The 15,626-nt window shown below is 62.9% G+C and carries 17 protein-coding genes; 6 read left to right on the top strand and 11 right to left on the bottom strand.

What is annotated here, in order from left to right:
* Positions 1-172: 172 nt before the first annotated feature.
* Positions 173-1,168, top strand: coding sequence for an IclR family transcriptional regulator (locus H8A92_RS27385; protein ID WP_229198641.1), 996 nt, complete (start codon positions 173-175; stop codon positions 1,166-1,168).
* A gap of 24 nt (positions 1,169-1,192) precedes the next feature.
* Here the strand turns inward: H8A92_RS27385 and H8A92_RS27380 are convergent, their stop codons facing one another.
* The 4 genes from H8A92_RS27380 to H8A92_RS27365 all read right to left on the bottom strand — a co-directional run bounded on the left by H8A92_RS27380 (position 1,193) and on the right by H8A92_RS27365 (position 4,841).
* Positions 1,193-1,822, bottom strand: coding sequence for a hypothetical protein (locus H8A92_RS27380; protein WP_229198640.1), 630 nt, complete (start codon positions 1,820-1,822; stop codon positions 1,193-1,195).
* Positions 1,819-2,358, bottom strand: a complete 540-nt coding sequence (locus H8A92_RS27375) for a c-type cytochrome (protein WP_420831377.1) — start codon at positions 2,356-2,358, stop codon at positions 1,819-1,821. The genes H8A92_RS27380 and H8A92_RS27375 overlap by 4 nt, the downstream gene beginning before the upstream one ends.
* A gap of 80 nt (positions 2,359-2,438) precedes the next feature.
* Positions 2,439-4,211, bottom strand: coding sequence for a PQQ-dependent dehydrogenase, methanol/ethanol family (locus tag H8A92_RS27370; protein WP_229198639.1), 1,773 nt, complete (start codon positions 4,209-4,211; stop codon positions 2,439-2,441).
* A 144-nt stretch (positions 4,212-4,355) separates the two neighbouring features.
* Positions 4,356-4,841: a copper chaperone PCu(A)C gene (locus tag H8A92_RS27365; RefSeq protein ID WP_229198649.1), complete on the bottom strand. Its 486-nt coding sequence runs from the start codon at positions 4,839-4,841 to the stop codon at positions 4,356-4,358.
* A gap of 130 nt (positions 4,842-4,971) precedes the next feature.
* On the opposite strand from H8A92_RS27365, the gene H8A92_RS27360 reads away from it, so the two are divergent.
* Positions 4,972-5,967 carry a phosphotransferase gene (locus tag H8A92_RS27360; RefSeq protein ID WP_229198638.1) on the top strand — a complete coding sequence of 332 codons (996 nt, stop codon included), beginning with the start codon at positions 4,972-4,974 and terminating at the stop codon, positions 5,965-5,967.
* A 43-nt stretch (positions 5,968-6,010) separates the two neighbouring features.
* On the opposite strand, the gene H8A92_RS27355 is transcribed toward H8A92_RS27360, so the two are convergent.
* Both H8A92_RS27355 and H8A92_RS27350 read right to left on the bottom strand, forming a co-directional pair.
* Complete coding sequence (locus H8A92_RS27355) at positions 6,011-7,612, bottom strand: EF-hand domain-containing protein (protein WP_229198637.1); 1,602 nt, start codon at positions 7,610-7,612, stop codon at positions 6,011-6,013.
* 239 nt (positions 7,613-7,851) lie between these two features.
* Positions 7,852-8,559, bottom strand: a complete 708-nt coding sequence (locus H8A92_RS27350; protein WP_229198636.1) for an NUDIX hydrolase — start codon at positions 8,557-8,559, stop codon at positions 7,852-7,854.
* A gap of 181 nt (positions 8,560-8,740) precedes the next feature.
* On the opposite strand from H8A92_RS27350, the gene H8A92_RS27345 reads away from it, so the two are divergent.
* Entirely contained in the window at positions 8,741-9,784 is a 1,044-nt protein-coding gene (locus H8A92_RS27345; RefSeq protein ID WP_229198635.1) for an SPFH domain-containing protein, read from the top strand.
* The gene (locus H8A92_RS27340) at positions 9,768-10,703 is read left to right on the top strand and encodes a diacylglycerol kinase catalytic domain-containing protein (protein WP_229198634.1); all 936 of its coding nucleotides are present in this window, start codon (positions 9,768-9,770) and stop codon (positions 10,701-10,703) included. The genes H8A92_RS27345 and H8A92_RS27340 overlap by 17 nt, the downstream gene beginning before the upstream one ends.
* Positions 10,704-10,725: 22 nt before the next feature.
* On the opposite strand, the gene H8A92_RS27335 is transcribed toward H8A92_RS27340, so the two are convergent.
* The 4 genes from H8A92_RS27335 to H8A92_RS27320 form a co-directional block, all read right to left on the bottom strand.
* The gene (locus H8A92_RS27335; RefSeq protein WP_229198633.1) at positions 10,726-10,932 is read right to left on the bottom strand and encodes a hypothetical protein; all 207 of its coding nucleotides are present in this window, start codon (positions 10,930-10,932) and stop codon (positions 10,726-10,728) included.
* 4 nt (positions 10,933-10,936) lie between these two features.
* Complete coding sequence (gene plsY / locus H8A92_RS27330) at positions 10,937-11,626, bottom strand: glycerol-3-phosphate 1-O-acyltransferase PlsY (protein WP_229198632.1); 690 nt, start codon at positions 11,624-11,626, stop codon at positions 10,937-10,939.
* A gap of 24 nt (positions 11,627-11,650) precedes the next feature.
* Complete coding sequence (locus tag H8A92_RS27325) at positions 11,651-12,103, bottom strand: cupin domain-containing protein (RefSeq protein WP_229198631.1); 453 nt, start codon at positions 12,101-12,103, stop codon at positions 11,651-11,653.
* Positions 12,104-12,196: 93 nt separating this feature from the next.
* The gene (locus H8A92_RS27320) at positions 12,197-12,712 is read right to left on the bottom strand and encodes a GNAT family N-acetyltransferase (protein WP_229198630.1); all 516 of its coding nucleotides are present in this window, start codon (positions 12,710-12,712) and stop codon (positions 12,197-12,199) included.
* 249 nt (positions 12,713-12,961) lie between these two features.
* Here H8A92_RS27320 and H8A92_RS27315 point away from each other — a divergent pair, with 249 nt between their 5' ends.
* Positions 12,962-13,369 carry a hypothetical protein gene (locus H8A92_RS27315; protein WP_229198629.1) on the top strand — a complete coding sequence of 136 codons (408 nt, stop codon included), beginning with the start codon at positions 12,962-12,964 and terminating at the stop codon, positions 13,367-13,369.
* A gap of 85 nt (positions 13,370-13,454) precedes the next feature.
* Here the strand turns inward: H8A92_RS27315 and H8A92_RS27310 are convergent, their stop codons facing one another.
* A complete protein-coding gene (locus H8A92_RS27310; RefSeq protein WP_229198628.1) occupies positions 13,455-14,096 on the bottom strand; it encodes a LuxR C-terminal-related transcriptional regulator in 642 nt (213 codons plus the stop codon).
* Between the two features lie 488 nt (positions 14,097-14,584).
* Here H8A92_RS27310 and H8A92_RS27305 point away from each other — a divergent pair, with 488 nt between their 5' ends.
* Positions 14,585-15,511, top strand: coding sequence for a LuxR C-terminal-related transcriptional regulator (locus H8A92_RS27305; protein WP_229198627.1), 927 nt, complete (start codon positions 14,585-14,587; stop codon positions 15,509-15,511).
* Positions 15,512-15,626 lie beyond the last annotated feature (115 nt).

The following is a 15,626-nucleotide window of genomic DNA, read 5'->3' as shown; positions in this document are numbered from 1 at the left end:
TGCAACATCGGGAACGATCGCGGCGATGTCCATCGGCGGACGCCCGCACGAGAATAATTTCAGATACGTGGAGGAAATGCCGTCCGCGCGCGGACCGCACGGCAAGCCATGCTGCACCGCGGACTCTTGACCTCCGTTGGTTTCGCTGCACATTCGGCAGCAGAAAGCGACAATGAATGTTGCAGCGCACCAGGCCTGCGCTGTGTTCAAGGACACGAGCGGCAAGAAGATGAAGGACGTTCGCTCCGATATCCAGCCCCCATCCCGGCGCGGCCGACGGCGCATCGTCGCCGACCGCGTTCGCACGCAACCCGACGATCCCGCGGCAATGGTGATCGAGGCCAACCGGCATGACGAGTTGTTCCGCGCCGCCGACGGCAGCCCCGATCCGTCCGTCGTCAAGTCGGCGCATCGCGTGCTCCGCATCTTCGAGTATTTTGCCGAGATCGAACGGCCGGCGGCCATGACCGAGATCGCGCGCCGGCTGAACTATCCGCCGTCGAGCACGTCGGCGCTGCTGAAGAGCCTCGTCGAGCTCGGCTATCTCGACCACGACCGGACCGCGCGCAGCTACGTGCCGACGGTCCGCGTCGCCCTGCTCGGCGGCTGGCTCAAGAGCCAGACCTTGCCGGGAGCGACGCTCGATGCGATCACGCGCGAGCTGCACGAGACGACGCGGCTGACCACCTTCGTGGTGGCGCGCAACCAGCTCTACAGCCAGTATATCCGCGTGCTGCAGGGCACGACGCCAGTGCGTTATTACCTCGAACCCGGCGCACGGCGGCTCCTGACCCACTCGACCCCGGGCCGGGTGTTTCTCAGCCTGATGAACGACGAGGATGCGCGGCGGATCGTGCAGCGGATCAACGCCGAGGAAGCACCATCCTCCGCCGTCCGATTCCCCGACATCCAGCATGCGCTGGCGATCATCCGCCGCCAGGGATTTGCCTATACCCGCGACATGGGAACGCCCGGCCTGAGCGCGATTGCGATGCGGCTGACCGAGGCCGACCAGACGCCTCCGCTTGTCATTACCGTCGCAGGCCCGAGCTCAATCATCTCGGCGGAAGGCAAGGCGATCATCGGAAAGATGCGCGAGCTGGTCGAGCGGCAGTCGCCCGGCCTGCTGCCGCAGATCGACATCGACGCGCCACCGATCGAGACCTGAATCGGGCAGCGCGTCCGGTCGACGTCAGGACCCGGCGCGGCGGATCGTGATCCGTGTCTCGTCGGTCATGTCCTTGAGCTCCTTGTTCGGCTCGCGATAGAGATGCCGCTCGATCTCCACGGTCCGGCCATCGGTGGTCTTGCTGCACTTCTCGTCGACGAATACCCCGCCGACTTCCTGCTTGTCGGCGCCCGGCTTCGCCTCCGCGCAAATCCAGCCGTCGTCGCCGTAGCGCGACTTCGCCTGCAGGCCGAGCAGGAAAGCCTTCTTGCGCAGATAGAGCCGCGCCTTCGGATCGGTCTCGATCGTCAGCGCCGCGATCCTGGCGTCCTTGTCGATCATCACGGTCAGGATCGCCGGATGGCCGCCGACCATGGTGCCTTCGCGCGCAGTCTCGCGATCATACTCGAAACGGATGCCGCGCAACTGATCCGGCCCTTCCGGGCAGCTCGACCACTGCGCCCATTCCGCCAATCGGTGGGTGGCCTTCTCTCCGGCGCAGGTCAGGTTGATGTATCCCGCGTCGGGCACGCTCGTGATCGCCATGCCGACATTGATGTCGCGCAGGTCGCCCGCGGTCGCCATCGCCGGTACGGCCGCCATGATCGTGGCGGCGAAGACCAACCCGCGAATTGCCGATCTCTGCTTGCTCATGGCTTTGCCTTCTCGCTTGGGTCGGACGGCGCGGCGGCGTGGCCGGCCTCCTTGTAGATGTTGCAGACGCGCGAGCCATCGCCGAAGAAGGCAATGCATTCGTCATAGTTCGGCTCCCCCTTGCCCTTGACGTGGGCGAGCACGTAATCGGCGACAGCCTCGATCTCGTTCGGCCGCAGGAACACGTTCGCCTCGGGCGGCATGCGGTCCGCGACATCCTGCCGGCTCATCTCGTAGCATTTCGTGGTGTCATAGGAGCCGCGCACGAAGAACGGCATGCCGGTGCCCGGCCGACCGCAGGTCACGGTTTCGATGATCTGTTCCCGCGTCAGCTCGGTCTTACGCAGCGACAGCGCGTCGCCGCCATAGCCGCCGCCGCCGTTGCCGTGCCATTTGTGGCAGCCGACGCAATTGCCGCGCTTGAACACCGCCTTTCCCGCATAGGTCGGATCGCTCGCCGACTGCGCATGCGCCGCGCCAAATCCCATCACCAGCGCGCAGCCGAGCCACGCACCAATCAGCCATTTTTGCTTCATTTGCTTTTGTTTCTTGTCTTATTTCTTTCGGCCAGACCGACGCGGGAGGCCTCTCATCGAAGCCTCCCGCGCTTGCGACGTCAAAGGGCGAACACGTAGAGCATCGAGCCCGGCTGCATCCGCTTCAGCTCGGGCGTGGCATCGATGAACCACTTGTCCCAGGCACCGCCGAGGCCGACCAGGATGGCGATGTACTGCTTGCCGTCCACCGAGAACGTCATCGGGGGCGCGTTGACGCCACCGCCGGTATTGAACTGCCAGAGCTGCTGCAGCGATTTCGCGTCATAGGCGATCACCTCGCCGGACGGTTGTCCGGAGAACACGAGGTCGGGAGTCGCCAGAATACCGCCAAGGTTCGGGAACTGGGTCTCCGCCTTCCCTGCCACCTTGCCGGTGGTGACGTCGATCGCGGTCACGCTGCCGGTGATCTTGACGTTCTGGCTCGGCCCGCCGCCGGTGAAGAACTCGCGCGCCTTGACCTTGTCCGGCGTCGTCTCCTCGACCTTGATGTGGTTGCAGCTCTCGATGACGGGAATGTACCAGAGCTTCAGGTTCGGATTATACGCGGTGGGCGGCCAGTTCTTGCCGCCCATGTTGCCGGGGCAGATATCCGTTTCCTTGTTGGTGCGGCTCGGCGTGACCGACGCATTGTACTTCTGCACGCCCTGCTTCGGATCATACTCCACCGGCTTGCCGGACTCGGGATCGAGCCCCTTGGTCCAGGTGACCTTCTTGACGAACGGCAGACCCCAGATGAACTTGCCGCTGTTGCGATCGACCGCATAGGCAAAGCCGTTGCGGTCGGCCTCGAGCGCGAGCTTCAGCGTCGAGTTGTTCGGACCGGGGACGTCGACCAGCACGTTCTCCGCCACGCTGTCATAGTCGTAGGGATCGTTCGGCGTGTGCTGGTAGTGCCACTTGATCTTGCCGGTGTCGGCATCGAGACCGAGCGACGAGTCGGTGTAGAGGTTGTCGCCGGGACGATATTCATTGTCCCAGTCCGGTCCGGGATTGCCGACGCCCCAGACGATGGTGTTGGTCGAAGGGTCGAAGCTGCCGGTGACCCAGGTCGAACCACCACCGCTGGCCTTGGCGTTCTTGTCGTCCTTCCAGGTCTCGGCACCCGCCTCGTCCTTGCCCGGAATGGTGTGGGTACGCCAGACTTCCTTCTGGCTGTTCAGGTCGGTCGCAGCGATCCAGCCGCGAATGCCGTATTCAGCACCAGCCACGCCTGATATCGCCTTGTCCTTGACGATCAGAGGAGCGCCGGTGATCACCTCGCCTTTGTCGGGATCAGCGACCTGACGCTGCCAGGCGACCTGCCCGGTCTCCTTGTTGGTCGCGATCAGGCGGCCGTCGAGCGTGTGCGAGATGACGAGGTTGTTCCACAACGCGACGCCGCGGTTGTCGACGCCGCAGCAGGCGACCGCGCCGGCCCAGTCGTGGTCGGTCTTGGGATCCATCTTCCAGACCAGCACGCCTTTGCCGCCATGCGCATCGATCTTGTAGACCGAGCCCCAGCCGTCGGTGACGTACATGAATCCGTTCTCGACGATCGGAGTTCCCTCCAGGCCGCCATGCCCCCAGATTCCGCCGCCCTCGACGCCGCCGAGATGCATGGTCCAGGCGACCTTCAGGTTCTTGACGTTGTCCTTGTTGATATCCGCCAGCGACGAGAAGCGGGTCGCCGAATAATTCTTGTGGTGGTGCAGCCAGTTGCCTGCTTCCTTGTCAGCGTTGAGCAGACGGTCCTGGTTGACGTCGTCCGCGAACGCGAACGAGCCCGCGAAGGTCGCAGCGGATGCTACTGCCGCTGCGAGCATGTGAGATTTTACCCAATTCAACTTTGTCATCAGTTCATTTCCTCCGGATCCAGCATTCTTCATTGATCGAACCGCCCGTCACACACGGGCGATCGCGCGAGAAGCCTTGAGTCCAGGCGATTGGCTGTGCCACCCGCCTTCCTTGGTCACTTGTCTTTGGTCATCTGTTTTGGGTCACTTCTGGACCTGTACCTCCGTCTCGATGGTGCCTGCTTTCTGAAAAACGACCGCGCATTTGAATGTCTCGCCGGGCGCGAGCGCGTGACGCATCTGCAACAGCATGACGTGATAGCCGTCGCGCTTCAGCTCGAGCGTCGCCTTGGGCGGGATTGGTATATTGGATATCGAACGCATGGCGGGTGCGCCTTCGCCGCGATCGACGATGTGGCGCTCGGAAAAATTCGCGACCGGGCAGCGGACACGAAGCAGCGCATCGGCGCTGTCGGCCTCGTTCTTGATCGTCATCGTCAAGGGAAGGTCCCCGCCCGCTTTGTCGATCGCCAGTACGCGCGCATCCACAATCGCCAGGGATTCGGTTGCGACGGCGTTATGCGTCACTCCGAACGTGCTGATCAGGCAGAATAATGGCAACGCAATCCGCGATCTGCACATAACGATCCTGCACGCAACGGCGCGATGCAACCCCCACTCGAACGACATCAAGTTTTCTCCCGACGTGATTTTTGCGGCATTGTTTCATGCTTCATCGCGCGCATCCAGTGATTGAAGATCGGGAACCGGGTTTCATTGCAGTTTCGGCACGCATAGCCGTCATGCTAACATTTTGCGCATGAGTGATCTCGATACACTCCCGCCGCTCGAGCGCGATGCAGCGCATGCCGCACTGCGTGAGGTGATTGGTACAGCAAAGATCGACGCCGTCACGCCTGTCTCCGGCGGCGCCACGTCGGCGCGTCTGTTCAGAATCGATGCAGCCGGCGAGAATTATTTGCTACGAATCGAAGGCGCGCCGAGTCCGCTGCGCAATCCGTATCAATATGTTTCACTCAGGATTGCCGCTGAAGCCGGCATCGCGCCGCGACTCTATTATGTCGACGAGACGTCGCGCATCTCCGTGATGGACTTTATCTCGCGAAAGCCTCTCGCCCTCTATCCCGGTGGCCTGCCGGCGCTGGCGAAGGCACTCGGCGAATTGCTGGCGCGGCTGCAGGCGACGCCGACCTTTCCATCCTTCGTGCGTTACCTGGACATCGTGGCCCGCCTCTGGGCCCATGTCTGTCGCACCGGCCTGTTTGCGCCCGGCGTGCTCGACCGGTGCAACGAACATCTGGCGCATATCCGCGCGACCTATGTCTGGGACGAAGCGAATTCGGTTTCGAGCCACAACGATCCGCTGCCCGCCAACATCCTGTTCGACGGCAACAGGCTCTGGATGATCGACTGGGAGTCCGCTTACCGCACCGATCCGCTGGTCGATCTTGCAATCGTCGGCGGCAGCATCGCAAGGACGCCTGAGCTGGAAGACATTCTGCATCGCGCCTGGCTCGGCCGCCCGCTGGATGACGCACTCCGGGCCCGGCTCGCGCATGTCCGCGCCCTGACCCGGCTCTACTATGCCGGCGTGCTGTTCAGCGCATCCGCGACGGCGCCGCGCGCCGCACCCGACACGAGCCTCGCGGCGCCGACGCTTGCCGAACTCGCGGAGGCCACACGCACAGGCCGGCTCAAGGTCGGCACGCCGGCTGCCAAGCACGTGGTCGGCAAGATGCTCCTCGCCGCGTTCCTCTCCGATGTCGCGACGCCCGGATTCGATCTTTCGGTTTGACGCGCTTTCTTCACCCGAACCGGCAGTTACTCCACCCGAAAACCTAGCTGCAATTCGTGCGCGATCCGCTGATCGGCTTCATCTCCGGTTCCGACAGCACGCAGGTCGCGCTCAGATCGCCGTCGGGCGGCGGCACCTGGGACGGCAAGGTGAAGGTCCCGCGCGCGCCGGCAGGAAGCCTGAGCTTCTTGGAAATCCTGAACTTGTCCGGCACGGTGAACGGCTTGAAGTCGCCATCGTTGATCCGAACGCCGCGGCTCATCCCGGTGACCATGAGCGCGCCGATGTCGACCAACCCCGCCAGACCGGCGCGGCCCGGCAAGACGGAATAGTGGTTGACCGGATGCGCCGAGACGACCGCCTCGACGTCGATCTGCGCAATTCCGGCCGGGTAATCCACCCGCACGTCGCGCCACAACAATTCGCCAAGGCCTTCCGTCGGCAACTGGATCGCGTTGCGAACCGGCCGATCCGGAAAATGCCGCGCCGCCGGGACACGGAAAGTCCCCGCGTTCTGCTCGCCGCCAATCTCATCCACGGCGCGCCCGAGCAACAACGACGCGATCTCTTCGACGCGACCATCCTTCATCGTTGCGTCGGTCGCCGGCACAAGACATCCGGCGTGTGCGGTGAAGTGGACCTTTTCGCGCGGCACGCCCATGATGCCGACAAGCGGCTTGCCGCCGCGCTGCGGTCCCGCACCGGCTGCGGCCGCGAACCGCTGCAGACGCGCGTCACCCGACTTGTCGACGGTCACGTCGGCATCGGCCACGACGCCGGCGATGCGTTCGGTCGCTCCGACGATATCCCAGATCATCGCGCCGCCACTCGCCAGCGCGAGATAGATCGGTTCGGGTCCGGGCGCGATCTCGACGGTCGTCACATAGGTGACCCGGTCCTGGTTGCCGACCCAGGCGTTCGACAGCGCCTTGCCCTCCTGCGCCCCCAGAAGAATGAGACGCACCTCGCGCGGGACGGCGGGCACATCGCACCCCGCCACGACGGCTTGCAGTTGCTGCTTCCGGAGCTGGATCTCACGCGCGCGCTGCGCCGCCTGTCGGGCCTCATTCAGGCGCTTGCCGAAATCCGCGAATTCGCTGGCGGATATGCGGCCATCGCGATCCTGGTCAATCGCGGCAAATTGCTCGCGCACGGCCGCCTCGTATTCGGCGAGCGAGACGGCGCCATCTCCGTTCGCATCGAGCGTCATCGGGACGTACTGGGTCGCGCCTTGCTGCCAGCTGACACTGGCCTGATCGGCCTGTCGCTGGCCTTCTTGCCGGATTTCAGCGGCGCTGATGACGCCATCCTGGTCGGCATCCAGCTTGAGCGCCTCGCTGACAAGCCTCTCGAGCTGCAGACGAACCTGCTCCGGCGTTGGCTCGAGCTGCACCCCGTTGGCGTGGATCATTTGCCGCGCCCGCGGCTGCATCACCGCGACGACCTCTGCCTTGGTGACCGCTCCGTCACCATCGAGATCGTAAGCCAGCACCTGCGTAATGACCTGCAATCGGCGCTGCGCGGCCGCGATCTTGCGCAAATCGTCGATGCCTTGCGCGGTGACCCCGCGCTCGTCCGGATTGCTCTGATAGAACGCGGCCAACATCTGCGACCTGACCTGCTCCCAGGTCACGTCCGCACGCATTGCGCCGCCCATCCTGTTGATGATCCATTCCGAATTGGCGCTGGCCGGCGCAGAGAAAACGCCGAGACACATCGCCGAAGCGCCCAGAAGGCGAACCAACCGCAACCGCATTTCGCACTCCACTATTCCAGGTTGAACGATCTGACGCAGGCGCATTAAATTTGCCGTCACGGATTACTTCAAATTGTCTGGATTGCATCGATCTGCGCGCCGTGACGCGGGCGCGCCCCCGACCAGCGTCACCCCGGCGGATTGAATGTCCGCGTGAAGAATACCGGCGCCTTGGCCTTCTTCAGCCGATAGAGCTGCGCCGGCCGGTTCGGCCCCTTGCGCATCTTCGCGACCGGCTCAATCAGGTCGGCCGCGAGCATGCGAGTGCGGAACGCGCTCTTCTCCAACGGACGATCGAGCACGATCTCATAGGTGCGCTGCAGTTCCGGCAACGTGAATTCCTGCGGCATCAGATAGGCCGGCAGCGAGGTGTATTCGACCTTGTTGCGCAAACGAAGCACGGCCGCCTGCAGGATCTCGGCATGGTCGAAGGCAAGCTTTGGCCTCACCTTCTCGCCCTCGACCGCGAACCACTGCGCATCTCCGGCTAACGCACCGCCGGCGGTGTGCTCGGGCAGCAATGCGAAGTAGGCATGCGTCGCAGACCAGCCGCGCGGATCTCTCGTGGCGCTGCCCCAGCTGCCGAGCTGCTCCAGATAGGGACTGACGACGCCGGTCTTGGCCTTCAGCTTGCGCACCGCGCAGGCTTCGAGGTCACGGTCGCCGGCGATATCGACGAAACCGCCGGGCAACGCCCAAGCTCCGGGAAACGGCTCGCTTTCCGCCTTCGGGCGTTGAACCAGCAGGACCTGAAGCGCGTCTGACCTGATGGCGAAGATGACGACATCAACCGTCGTCAACGGCCGCGGAAAGTCGAGTTCCGGCTTCTCTTGCATGCTCTCCCCGTCCTCTAGAACTTCTTGTGACGCGTTTTCTTCACGCGAACCGGTGTCCACTTTGCTCGAAAGCGCTCTGGTGCCGTGAACCTTTTCACGTCCCGGCTTGACAATAACATACTTAGTTGTACAGTCCAACTAACTTAGTTGTCCAGACACACTTACTTAGGAGTGCAACGCCATGTTCGGTCTCCGCTTCATCAAGGCCCAGCCGACCACCTATCTCATGAAATACCGCCGCGGTGCGGTGACCCAGCAAGGCGCCGGCCTGTCCGGCTTCTACTACGGGCCGGTCACCTCGCTGGTCGCGGTGCCGATCGGCAGCCGCGACGCCGCCTTCATCTTCCAGCAGATCGCACGCGACTTTCAGGCGCTGACCATTCAGGGCCATGTCACCTACCGGATCAGCGAGCCGCAGAAGGCCGCCGCGATGCTCAACTTCACGCTCAAGGCCGACGGCAAGACCTACGAATCCGACGATCCGGAAAAGCTGCCGCAGCGGATTCTGGCGACCGTCGAGGTACTGGCGCAGCAGGCGGTCAAGGAGCTGACCCTGAAGGAGGCCCTGCAGGCCGCCGACCGCATCGCCGGCCTGATCGAGAGCGGACTGCGCGGCAGGGCCGATATCGCTGCCCTCGGCCTCGAAATCCTCGGTGTCTCGATCCGCGGCGTGAAGCCGACGCCGGACACCGCCAAGGCACTCGAGGCCGAGGCCCGCGAAGCAATCCTCAAGAGCGCGGACGAGGCGATCTTCGCGCGGCGCAATTTTGCGGTGGAGCAGGAACGTGCCATCCGCGAGAGCGAGCTCGACACCGAGATCGCGGTCGAGCAGAAGAAGCGTTCGATCCGGGAGACCCAGATGGACGCCGAAGCCAGCGTCGCGGCCAAGCAGGCCGAGTTGCGCGAGGCCGGCATGGTCGCCGACATCACGCTGGAGAGCAGGCGCAAGGATTTCGTCGGCCTCAACGCCGAGAACACCCGCACGCTGGCGGATGCCGAGGCCTATCGGGTCGGTGCGCTGATGAAGATATTCGAGGGCGTCGACACCCGCGTGATCCAGGCGCTGGCCTCAGCCGGCATGCAGCCGGGACAGCTGATCGCGCAGGCCTTCAGCGGCATCGCCGAAAAGGCCGAGAAGATCGGCCAGCTCAACGTCTCGCCCGATCTACTCAACACGCTGCTGGACAAGCCCGCAGTGGAGGCTCCCCGTGCCCGCCGACAATGACCGCAAGATCGTCCTCGTCACCCGCAAGACGCGGCTCGAGGAGCTGATCGCAAAATACCTGACGGCGGCGCAGGCCCGGTTCTATGTCGAGCACCTCGGCGCCGACTTCTCCGACTACCAGCGCGAGCACGATGTCTACCAGGCCGAGCGCCGCGTCACCGTGCAGGCGCTGGAGCAATGGGGGCGCTACCAGATCATCGACCGGAGCTTTCTGCCGAACTTCATCTTCGGCCCCTCCGATATCGTGGTGGCGCTCGGCCAGGACGGCGTGGTCGCCAATACGATGAAATATCTCGACGGCCATCCGCTGATCGGCGTCAATCCGGATGCCAAGCGCTACGACGGCATCCTGCTGCCCTTCGTGCCGCGCGACCTCCCTGCCCTGCTGCGCGAAGTCGCCGCCGAAAAGCGGGGCCACAAGGCGGTAACGATGGCAAAGGCCGCGCTCACCAACGGCCAGACGCTGCACGCGGTCAACGACCTCTTCATCGGCGCGCGCACGCACACGTCGGCGGTCTACGAGATCGCGCTCGCCGAACAGAAGGAGCGGCAGTCGTCGAGCGGCCTGATCGTGGCGACCGGCCTCGGCTCGACCGCCTGGTTCAAGAGCATCGTCACCGGATCGCTCGCAATAGCCGGTGCCTTCGGCGGCGGCAGCGACAGCCCGCCCTATCTGCCGCAAGCCTGGGACGCCGGCGCGCTGCGCTTTGCCGTGCGCGAGCCGTTTCCGAGCCGCACCTCGCAGGTGACGCTGGTCTGCGGCAGCCTCGAGCGCGCGCAGCACCTCAACGTGCGCTCGCTGATGCCGGAGAACGGCGTCATCTTCTCTGACGGCATCGAGGCCGATCGGCTCGATTTCAATTCGGGGACCGAAGCGCAGATCACGGTCGCCGAGCGCGAAGGACGGCTGGTGGTGTGACGCCACCACGAGCGTAGCGCAGTCACTCCGGAACAGGATGCCGCTTGGCCAGCTGGTCGAGCGAGAGATCGGCTTCCCGATCGGTCAGGGAAAAGCGGACGATCACGTCCTGACGGCCAAGCTGTCCCACGAGCCCGTCCGACGACCATTTCTGCGGCTCAGGTCCACGCGGACCTTCGACCCAAACGAAATACCACTGCGTCATGGCTAAGCGTCCGATGACCGGCATGGGTTCAAGATTGGCGCTTCACCGCGGCATCCGCAATGGCTGATTGCCCAAGGCGTGGTTCCGTCCCCGCCAGCAGCCGCTGGATGTTGGCGCGGTGGCGCGCGATCACGTAGATGCCGCCTGCAATCACCAGTAACCGGTAGGGCAACGGCTGCTCGAAGCCGCAGATAAGGGCGATCGCCGTCAACGCCGCGAACATCGAAGCCAGCGAGACAATCCGGAAGATTGCCAGCGTCGCAGCAAAGATGGCCGCAGCACCCAACGCCACTGGCCAGGACAACGCCAGCAACACGCCGAGCCCGGTGGCGGCCGATTTTCCGCCTGAAAAATTCAGCCAGACCGAGCGGCCATGCCCCAGCAGCGCAGCCAGTCCGGCCAGGCCGACCGCCCAGGGCAGCCAGATTTGCAGGTCAACCCCCGCCGGCGGCGCGACGGACGGCCATGTCGTGAGTCGGGGATAAAACCAATCGGCAAAGACAATCGCGCCCGCGCCTTTCAGCACATCGATCAGGAGAACCACCAACGCAGGCCATTTGCCCAAGGTCCGTAGCACGTTGGTTGCGCCGGTGGATCTGGAGCCATGCTCCCTGATGTCGATGCCCCTGAGCAGTTTGCCCGCCAGATAGCCTGTCGGCGTCGAACCGAGGAGGTAAGCGATCGCCAATCCCGCAACACTCGCGATCCAGAACATCACGGCATCCACCTCGACGCGCTCATGTCAGTACGGCCTGCCGTCCTTGTGCAGAAAACGACCATCGGAGCTCGGGCTCATCATGTCGATGTCCGAGCACGTGATGACATCGGTGCGCGAGCGCGAGCCGACCTCGAGATAGGTGGCCGTCATCTGCGACCTGTTGATCATATGATGCCCGTTGCCGGAGTTTTTCGCAAACGTCGCGCAGTCGCCGGCGCGCAGCACCGTCTCGCTGCCGTGCTCCACCAGCACCACCTCGCCTGCGAGTACATAAACGAATTCGTCCTCGTCCGAATGCCAGTGGCGCTGGCTCGACCAATTGCCGGGCGGCAGCCGCATCAGATTGACGCCGAAGTCGACGAGCCCGCCGGCATCGCCAACACGCTGCCGCACCCGCTCGGCGCATGGCGCGGCGAACTCGGCCGGATAGCCGATCCCCTTGCGTTCCGGCACCTTTGTCAGGTCGATCTTCGGCATGGCAGTTTCCCCGGGCGACGGCAGCAAGCGAATGTGCGGATGGATGCGCCTATCGTACTGGAATGCCGGAACTGTGTCGCTATATCGCGCGCGTCAGCCGCGCCCGACCAGATCCTTCGCCATCAGGATGTCGTCATAGTAGCGGCCGTCGACCTTCAGCGCGTGCTGCTCCAGCCCATACGCGACAAAGCCCATGCTCTCGTAGAGCCGAACGGCAGGCTCGTTGCCCTTCACGACTATGAGTTGCACCAGCTCGACCGATTGCGCGGCGAGCTCGAGCGCGGCTTCGACCAGAAGGCGGCCGACACCGCCGCGCCGGGCCGCCTGGCGCACATACATGCCGACCAATGCGCCCTTGTGCTGCCGCTTCGGCCCGTCTGCCGCGACGAAGCCGACGATGCCGGCGAGTTCGCTGCCCCGGAACGCTCCGAGCATCACAGCGCCACGTGCGAGCCTCTCCGCAAACCAGGCGACGGGATGGGCGCTTTCCGTCTCATACGCACTGCCGAATGCCTCAGGGCTCAAGCGCAGCGCCTCGAGGCGGATGTCGCGATAGAGCGCAGCGTCCGCAGGGCTCAGGCGCCTGACCATGACAGGGGATGCGATCATTGGGTCTCTTTCGGTAAGGACAAGCCGTACACGACGAATAATGCGTGCCGCGCCGTTCGTCACTCCCAATGGAGGTTCCCCGGACCGAATCCTATGACCCGCACAGGACCTCCGCCATGACGCCGATCGTCAAGGGGAAGCGTAAAAAATTTGCCGCAGTCGTCTCACAACAACTGCAGGAATATCTGATGCGAGCGACGGCAACCCGACCAGATGCGACCGACCGTTGGGGAACAGGCGGAGACGGCAATGAACAATCCGGAAGACAGCTGCCGCGACAGCGTGCAGGCCATCGTCGACTACGTTTCTGACGTGATGGACGGCGATTGGGGCGACCGGGACTGGGAGCAGATCGTGGTGAAAAGGGGCGGTCGTCATGAATGTGTCGACTTCCGCCTGTCCGATGCAGCAGAAGACGACCTCGAACGCGTCAAGCGCGATATGCATGCCCAGAGCGGGACATACTGGACGACCTGCACTGTCACGATCGAGCGCGACGGACGTTACCGGTTCGACTATGGGTACGATGCTCCCTACCGCCTGTCGGGAAATGTCGACGATCGACGCTTTGCGGACTACCTGAAGCGCTATCTTGCGGAGAAGGACGGGCGGCACCGCCAGTTCAGGAGCGTTGCATCGCCGATACCGCGCTACTGACCAGGCACGACATTGACATAGGCGTCGCTGCAATAGTGGTCCGATCAAGACCACGCACCGCGCACCGCGCAGCGAGGAGTCCTGGTCAGCCGCCCAGCCCGGACTGCGAGACGGCGAGCGTCGCAAGAATCGTCCGGTTGCTGATCTCGAGCTTACGGAAGATGTGATGCAAATGAACCTTGATGGTGCCGTCGGCCACCTTCAGACGACGGCCGATCTCCTTGTTCGATAATCCCTCCGACACCAGGCTCATGATCTGGCGCTCGCGGTCCGTCAGTGCCGCCAGATATTTCTCCGGCATTGCGGTTTGCGTACAGGAGGTGACTTCCTCGCATGAAGGCGGCGGCAACATTTTCTGGCCGTCGGCGACCTGCCGCAATGTCTGTATGAGCGTTTCAGGCTCCTCGTCGCTCAGCATCACCCCATAGGCTCCGGCTGCCGCCAACACAGCGAGATCGCGATCCTCAACGGAGCCGGCAAGAAACACCAGCCGCACGGCAGACGCACCTGAATTTGCGACGTCGAGCATTGCCTGCCCAAAAAGGTCAGGCATCGACATGTCCAAAATGGCTATATCGGGCGCAACGCTTCTTATTGCTTCGAAACAGCTCGCACTATCATTGCAACGAGCAACAACCCTGAAATCGCGCTCTGCTTCGAGCAGGCAGTTCAAACCCAATAAAACAATCGGAAATCTGCTAGCAATCACCACACGACTGAAATGCATCTACGACCAACCTTCAGTCCCTCCAGTTCAGCTCCGCGCCCATTTCATTCATAAGCTAATCCAATCTGAGGTTTTTCAGTAAGGTTTTGTTGTCGCGGCTATCCGTGAATCTACTGGCCTGAGCACGCCAACAAGCATAATTTCAACAACGCCTGATCGCAGCAACGAGTCGGCTCATCCCGAGCGAGTGCCCCTCGGCGAGAGGCCGGGTTCGCATACGTCACGCGACCGGCCTTCTTATGACGGGTGACATCCAAACAATGACTATAACCAACGGTATATAGGGATATTGGGGATTAGCATCTAACATTCCTAAATATTTAGAAGTGGGCTCAGGACTTTTTGGTCCTGAGTTGTGTCTGAGGAATCGAGCAAGGAATCATTTTTTCACACGTCGTTCTTTTTAGCTGGGCGAAAACCATCAACGAAAATGAGCCGGATACAACCGACCAGCCCATTGTATCATTGTAGCGTCCGGGAGAGTTTCCATGAGACGGCGATATCCTTTTTCTATTGTGCTTGTTGGTGAAAACAGTCTTCGCAAGGAAGGTCTAGCCAGAATTCTGAATTCAGAAAGTTTTCAAGTCCTGGCTTCAGTAGCCGATGCCGATGACTTGTTCGGTGATGACGCACCGCAGAAAGCCCCCAGCAGCCAGGCATTGCTGCTCCTCATCGTTCACACCGGCGATGATTTTCGCTCAACAATCGAGCAAATCGAGTCCTTCAAGCGCCGGCACGCGGATGGACGCGTCGCAGTCGTCGCAGACCAGTATCGCGTGAGCGACCTGGCTGCCGCACTGCGGGCCGGTGCCACCGGCTACTTCATCGACGTGATGAACTGCGATGCGTTCATCAAGTCCATCGAGCTCGTCATGATGGGTGGGACAGTGTTCCCGCCGGCTTTCCTGACCTCCGCCCTCGATGCCGAAGACCACGACGCGGACGATGCCGCTGCGCCTAACGATGACGATCACACCGCAGCAGAGGCGGATGACAGGCTTGCCCGGCAGCTATCGCCGCGCGAAATCTCAATTCTGCAGTGCCTGATCGAAGGCGATTCCAACAAGTGCATCGCGCGCAAGATCAACATTGCCGAGGCCACGGTGAAGGTTCATATCAAGGCGATCCTGCGCAAGATCCGGGTACAAAACAGAACACAGGCAGCGATCTGGGGTTTGAACCATCGACCTGCGGCCTGGCCGAAGAACAACGGGTCTGCGCAGCAGGCCGTTGACGCAACCGAACGGCTGCTTCCACCCAAGAGAGACGTACCCAATAGCGCCAGAGCAGGCCGGACGGCGCCACTTGGCACGATCGACCGTACGGCGAACTACTTCGAAGTCCCCCTTGCGAACGGCCATACCCGCAAGGACATCGGCGCACAAATCAATGGGGTAATCCGGCTGCGGAAATAGCCGGGATCGCCCTGTTGCGGCGCCCCGCCCGGTAACCCCGGCGGGGTGTCGCGTGCACGACGGCGGATGCGGAGGTTCGTGCCAGGGCAGCCGGCCACCCTAGAGCGTGATGAGA

Origin of the sequence: Bradyrhizobium acaciae (assembly GCF_020889785.1) — a bacterium.
Taxonomy (GTDB): domain Bacteria; phylum Pseudomonadota; class Alphaproteobacteria; order Rhizobiales; family Xanthobacteraceae; genus Bradyrhizobium; species Bradyrhizobium acaciae.
Note: the sequence above shows the minus strand (reverse complement) of the source record. Positions and strands in the feature narration are given on the sequence as shown.

Bases quoted from the DNA above. Each gene is read 5' to 3' on its own strand.
- H8A92_RS27345 (WP_229198635.1), top strand. From the start codon at position 8,741: ATGTTCGGTCTCCGCTTCATCAAGGCCCAGCCGACCACCTATCTCATG.
- H8A92_RS27350 (WP_229198636.1), bottom strand. From the start codon at position 8,559: ATGCAAGAGAAGCCGGAACTCGACTTTCCGCGGCCGTTGACGACGGTT.
- H8A92_RS27355 (WP_229198637.1), bottom strand. From the start codon at position 7,612: ATGCGTGCGGACGTGACCTGGGAGCAGGTCAGGTCGCAGATGTTGGCC.
- H8A92_RS27305 (WP_229198627.1), top strand. From the start codon at position 14,585: ATGAGACGGCGATATCCTTTTTCTATTGTGCTTGTTGGTGAAAACAGT.
- H8A92_RS27375 (WP_420831377.1), bottom strand. From the start codon at position 2,358: ATGAAGCAAAAATGGCTGATTGGTGCGTGGCTCGGCTGCGCGCTGGTG.
- H8A92_RS27310 (WP_229198628.1), bottom strand. From the start codon at position 14,096: ATGCATTTCAGTCGTGTGGTGATTGCTAGCAGATTTCCGATTGTTTTA.
- H8A92_RS27325 (WP_229198631.1), bottom strand. From the start codon at position 12,103: ATGCCGAAGATCGACCTGACAAAGGTGCCGGAACGCAAGGGGATCGGC.
- H8A92_RS27320 (WP_229198630.1), bottom strand. From the start codon at position 12,712: ATGATCGCATCCCCTGTCATGGTCAGGCGCCTGAGCCCTGCGGACGCT.
- H8A92_RS27315 (WP_229198629.1), top strand. From the start codon at position 12,962: ATGAACAATCCGGAAGACAGCTGCCGCGACAGCGTGCAGGCCATCGTC.
- H8A92_RS27380 (WP_229198640.1), bottom strand. From the start codon at position 1,822: ATGAGCAAGCAGAGATCGGCAATTCGCGGGTTGGTCTTCGCCGCCACG.
- H8A92_RS27385 (WP_229198641.1), top strand. From the start codon at position 173: ATGAATGTTGCAGCGCACCAGGCCTGCGCTGTGTTCAAGGACACGAGC.
- H8A92_RS27365 (WP_229198649.1), bottom strand. From the start codon at position 4,841: ATGTCGTTCGAGTGGGGGTTGCATCGCGCCGTTGCGTGCAGGATCGTT.
- H8A92_RS27370 (WP_229198639.1), bottom strand. From the start codon at position 4,211: ATGACAAAGTTGAATTGGGTAAAATCTCACATGCTCGCAGCGGCAGTA.
- H8A92_RS27335 (WP_229198633.1), bottom strand. From the start codon at position 10,932: ATGCCGGTCATCGGACGCTTAGCCATGACGCAGTGGTATTTCGTTTGG.
- H8A92_RS27360 (WP_229198638.1), top strand. From the start codon at position 4,972: ATGAGTGATCTCGATACACTCCCGCCGCTCGAGCGCGATGCAGCGCAT.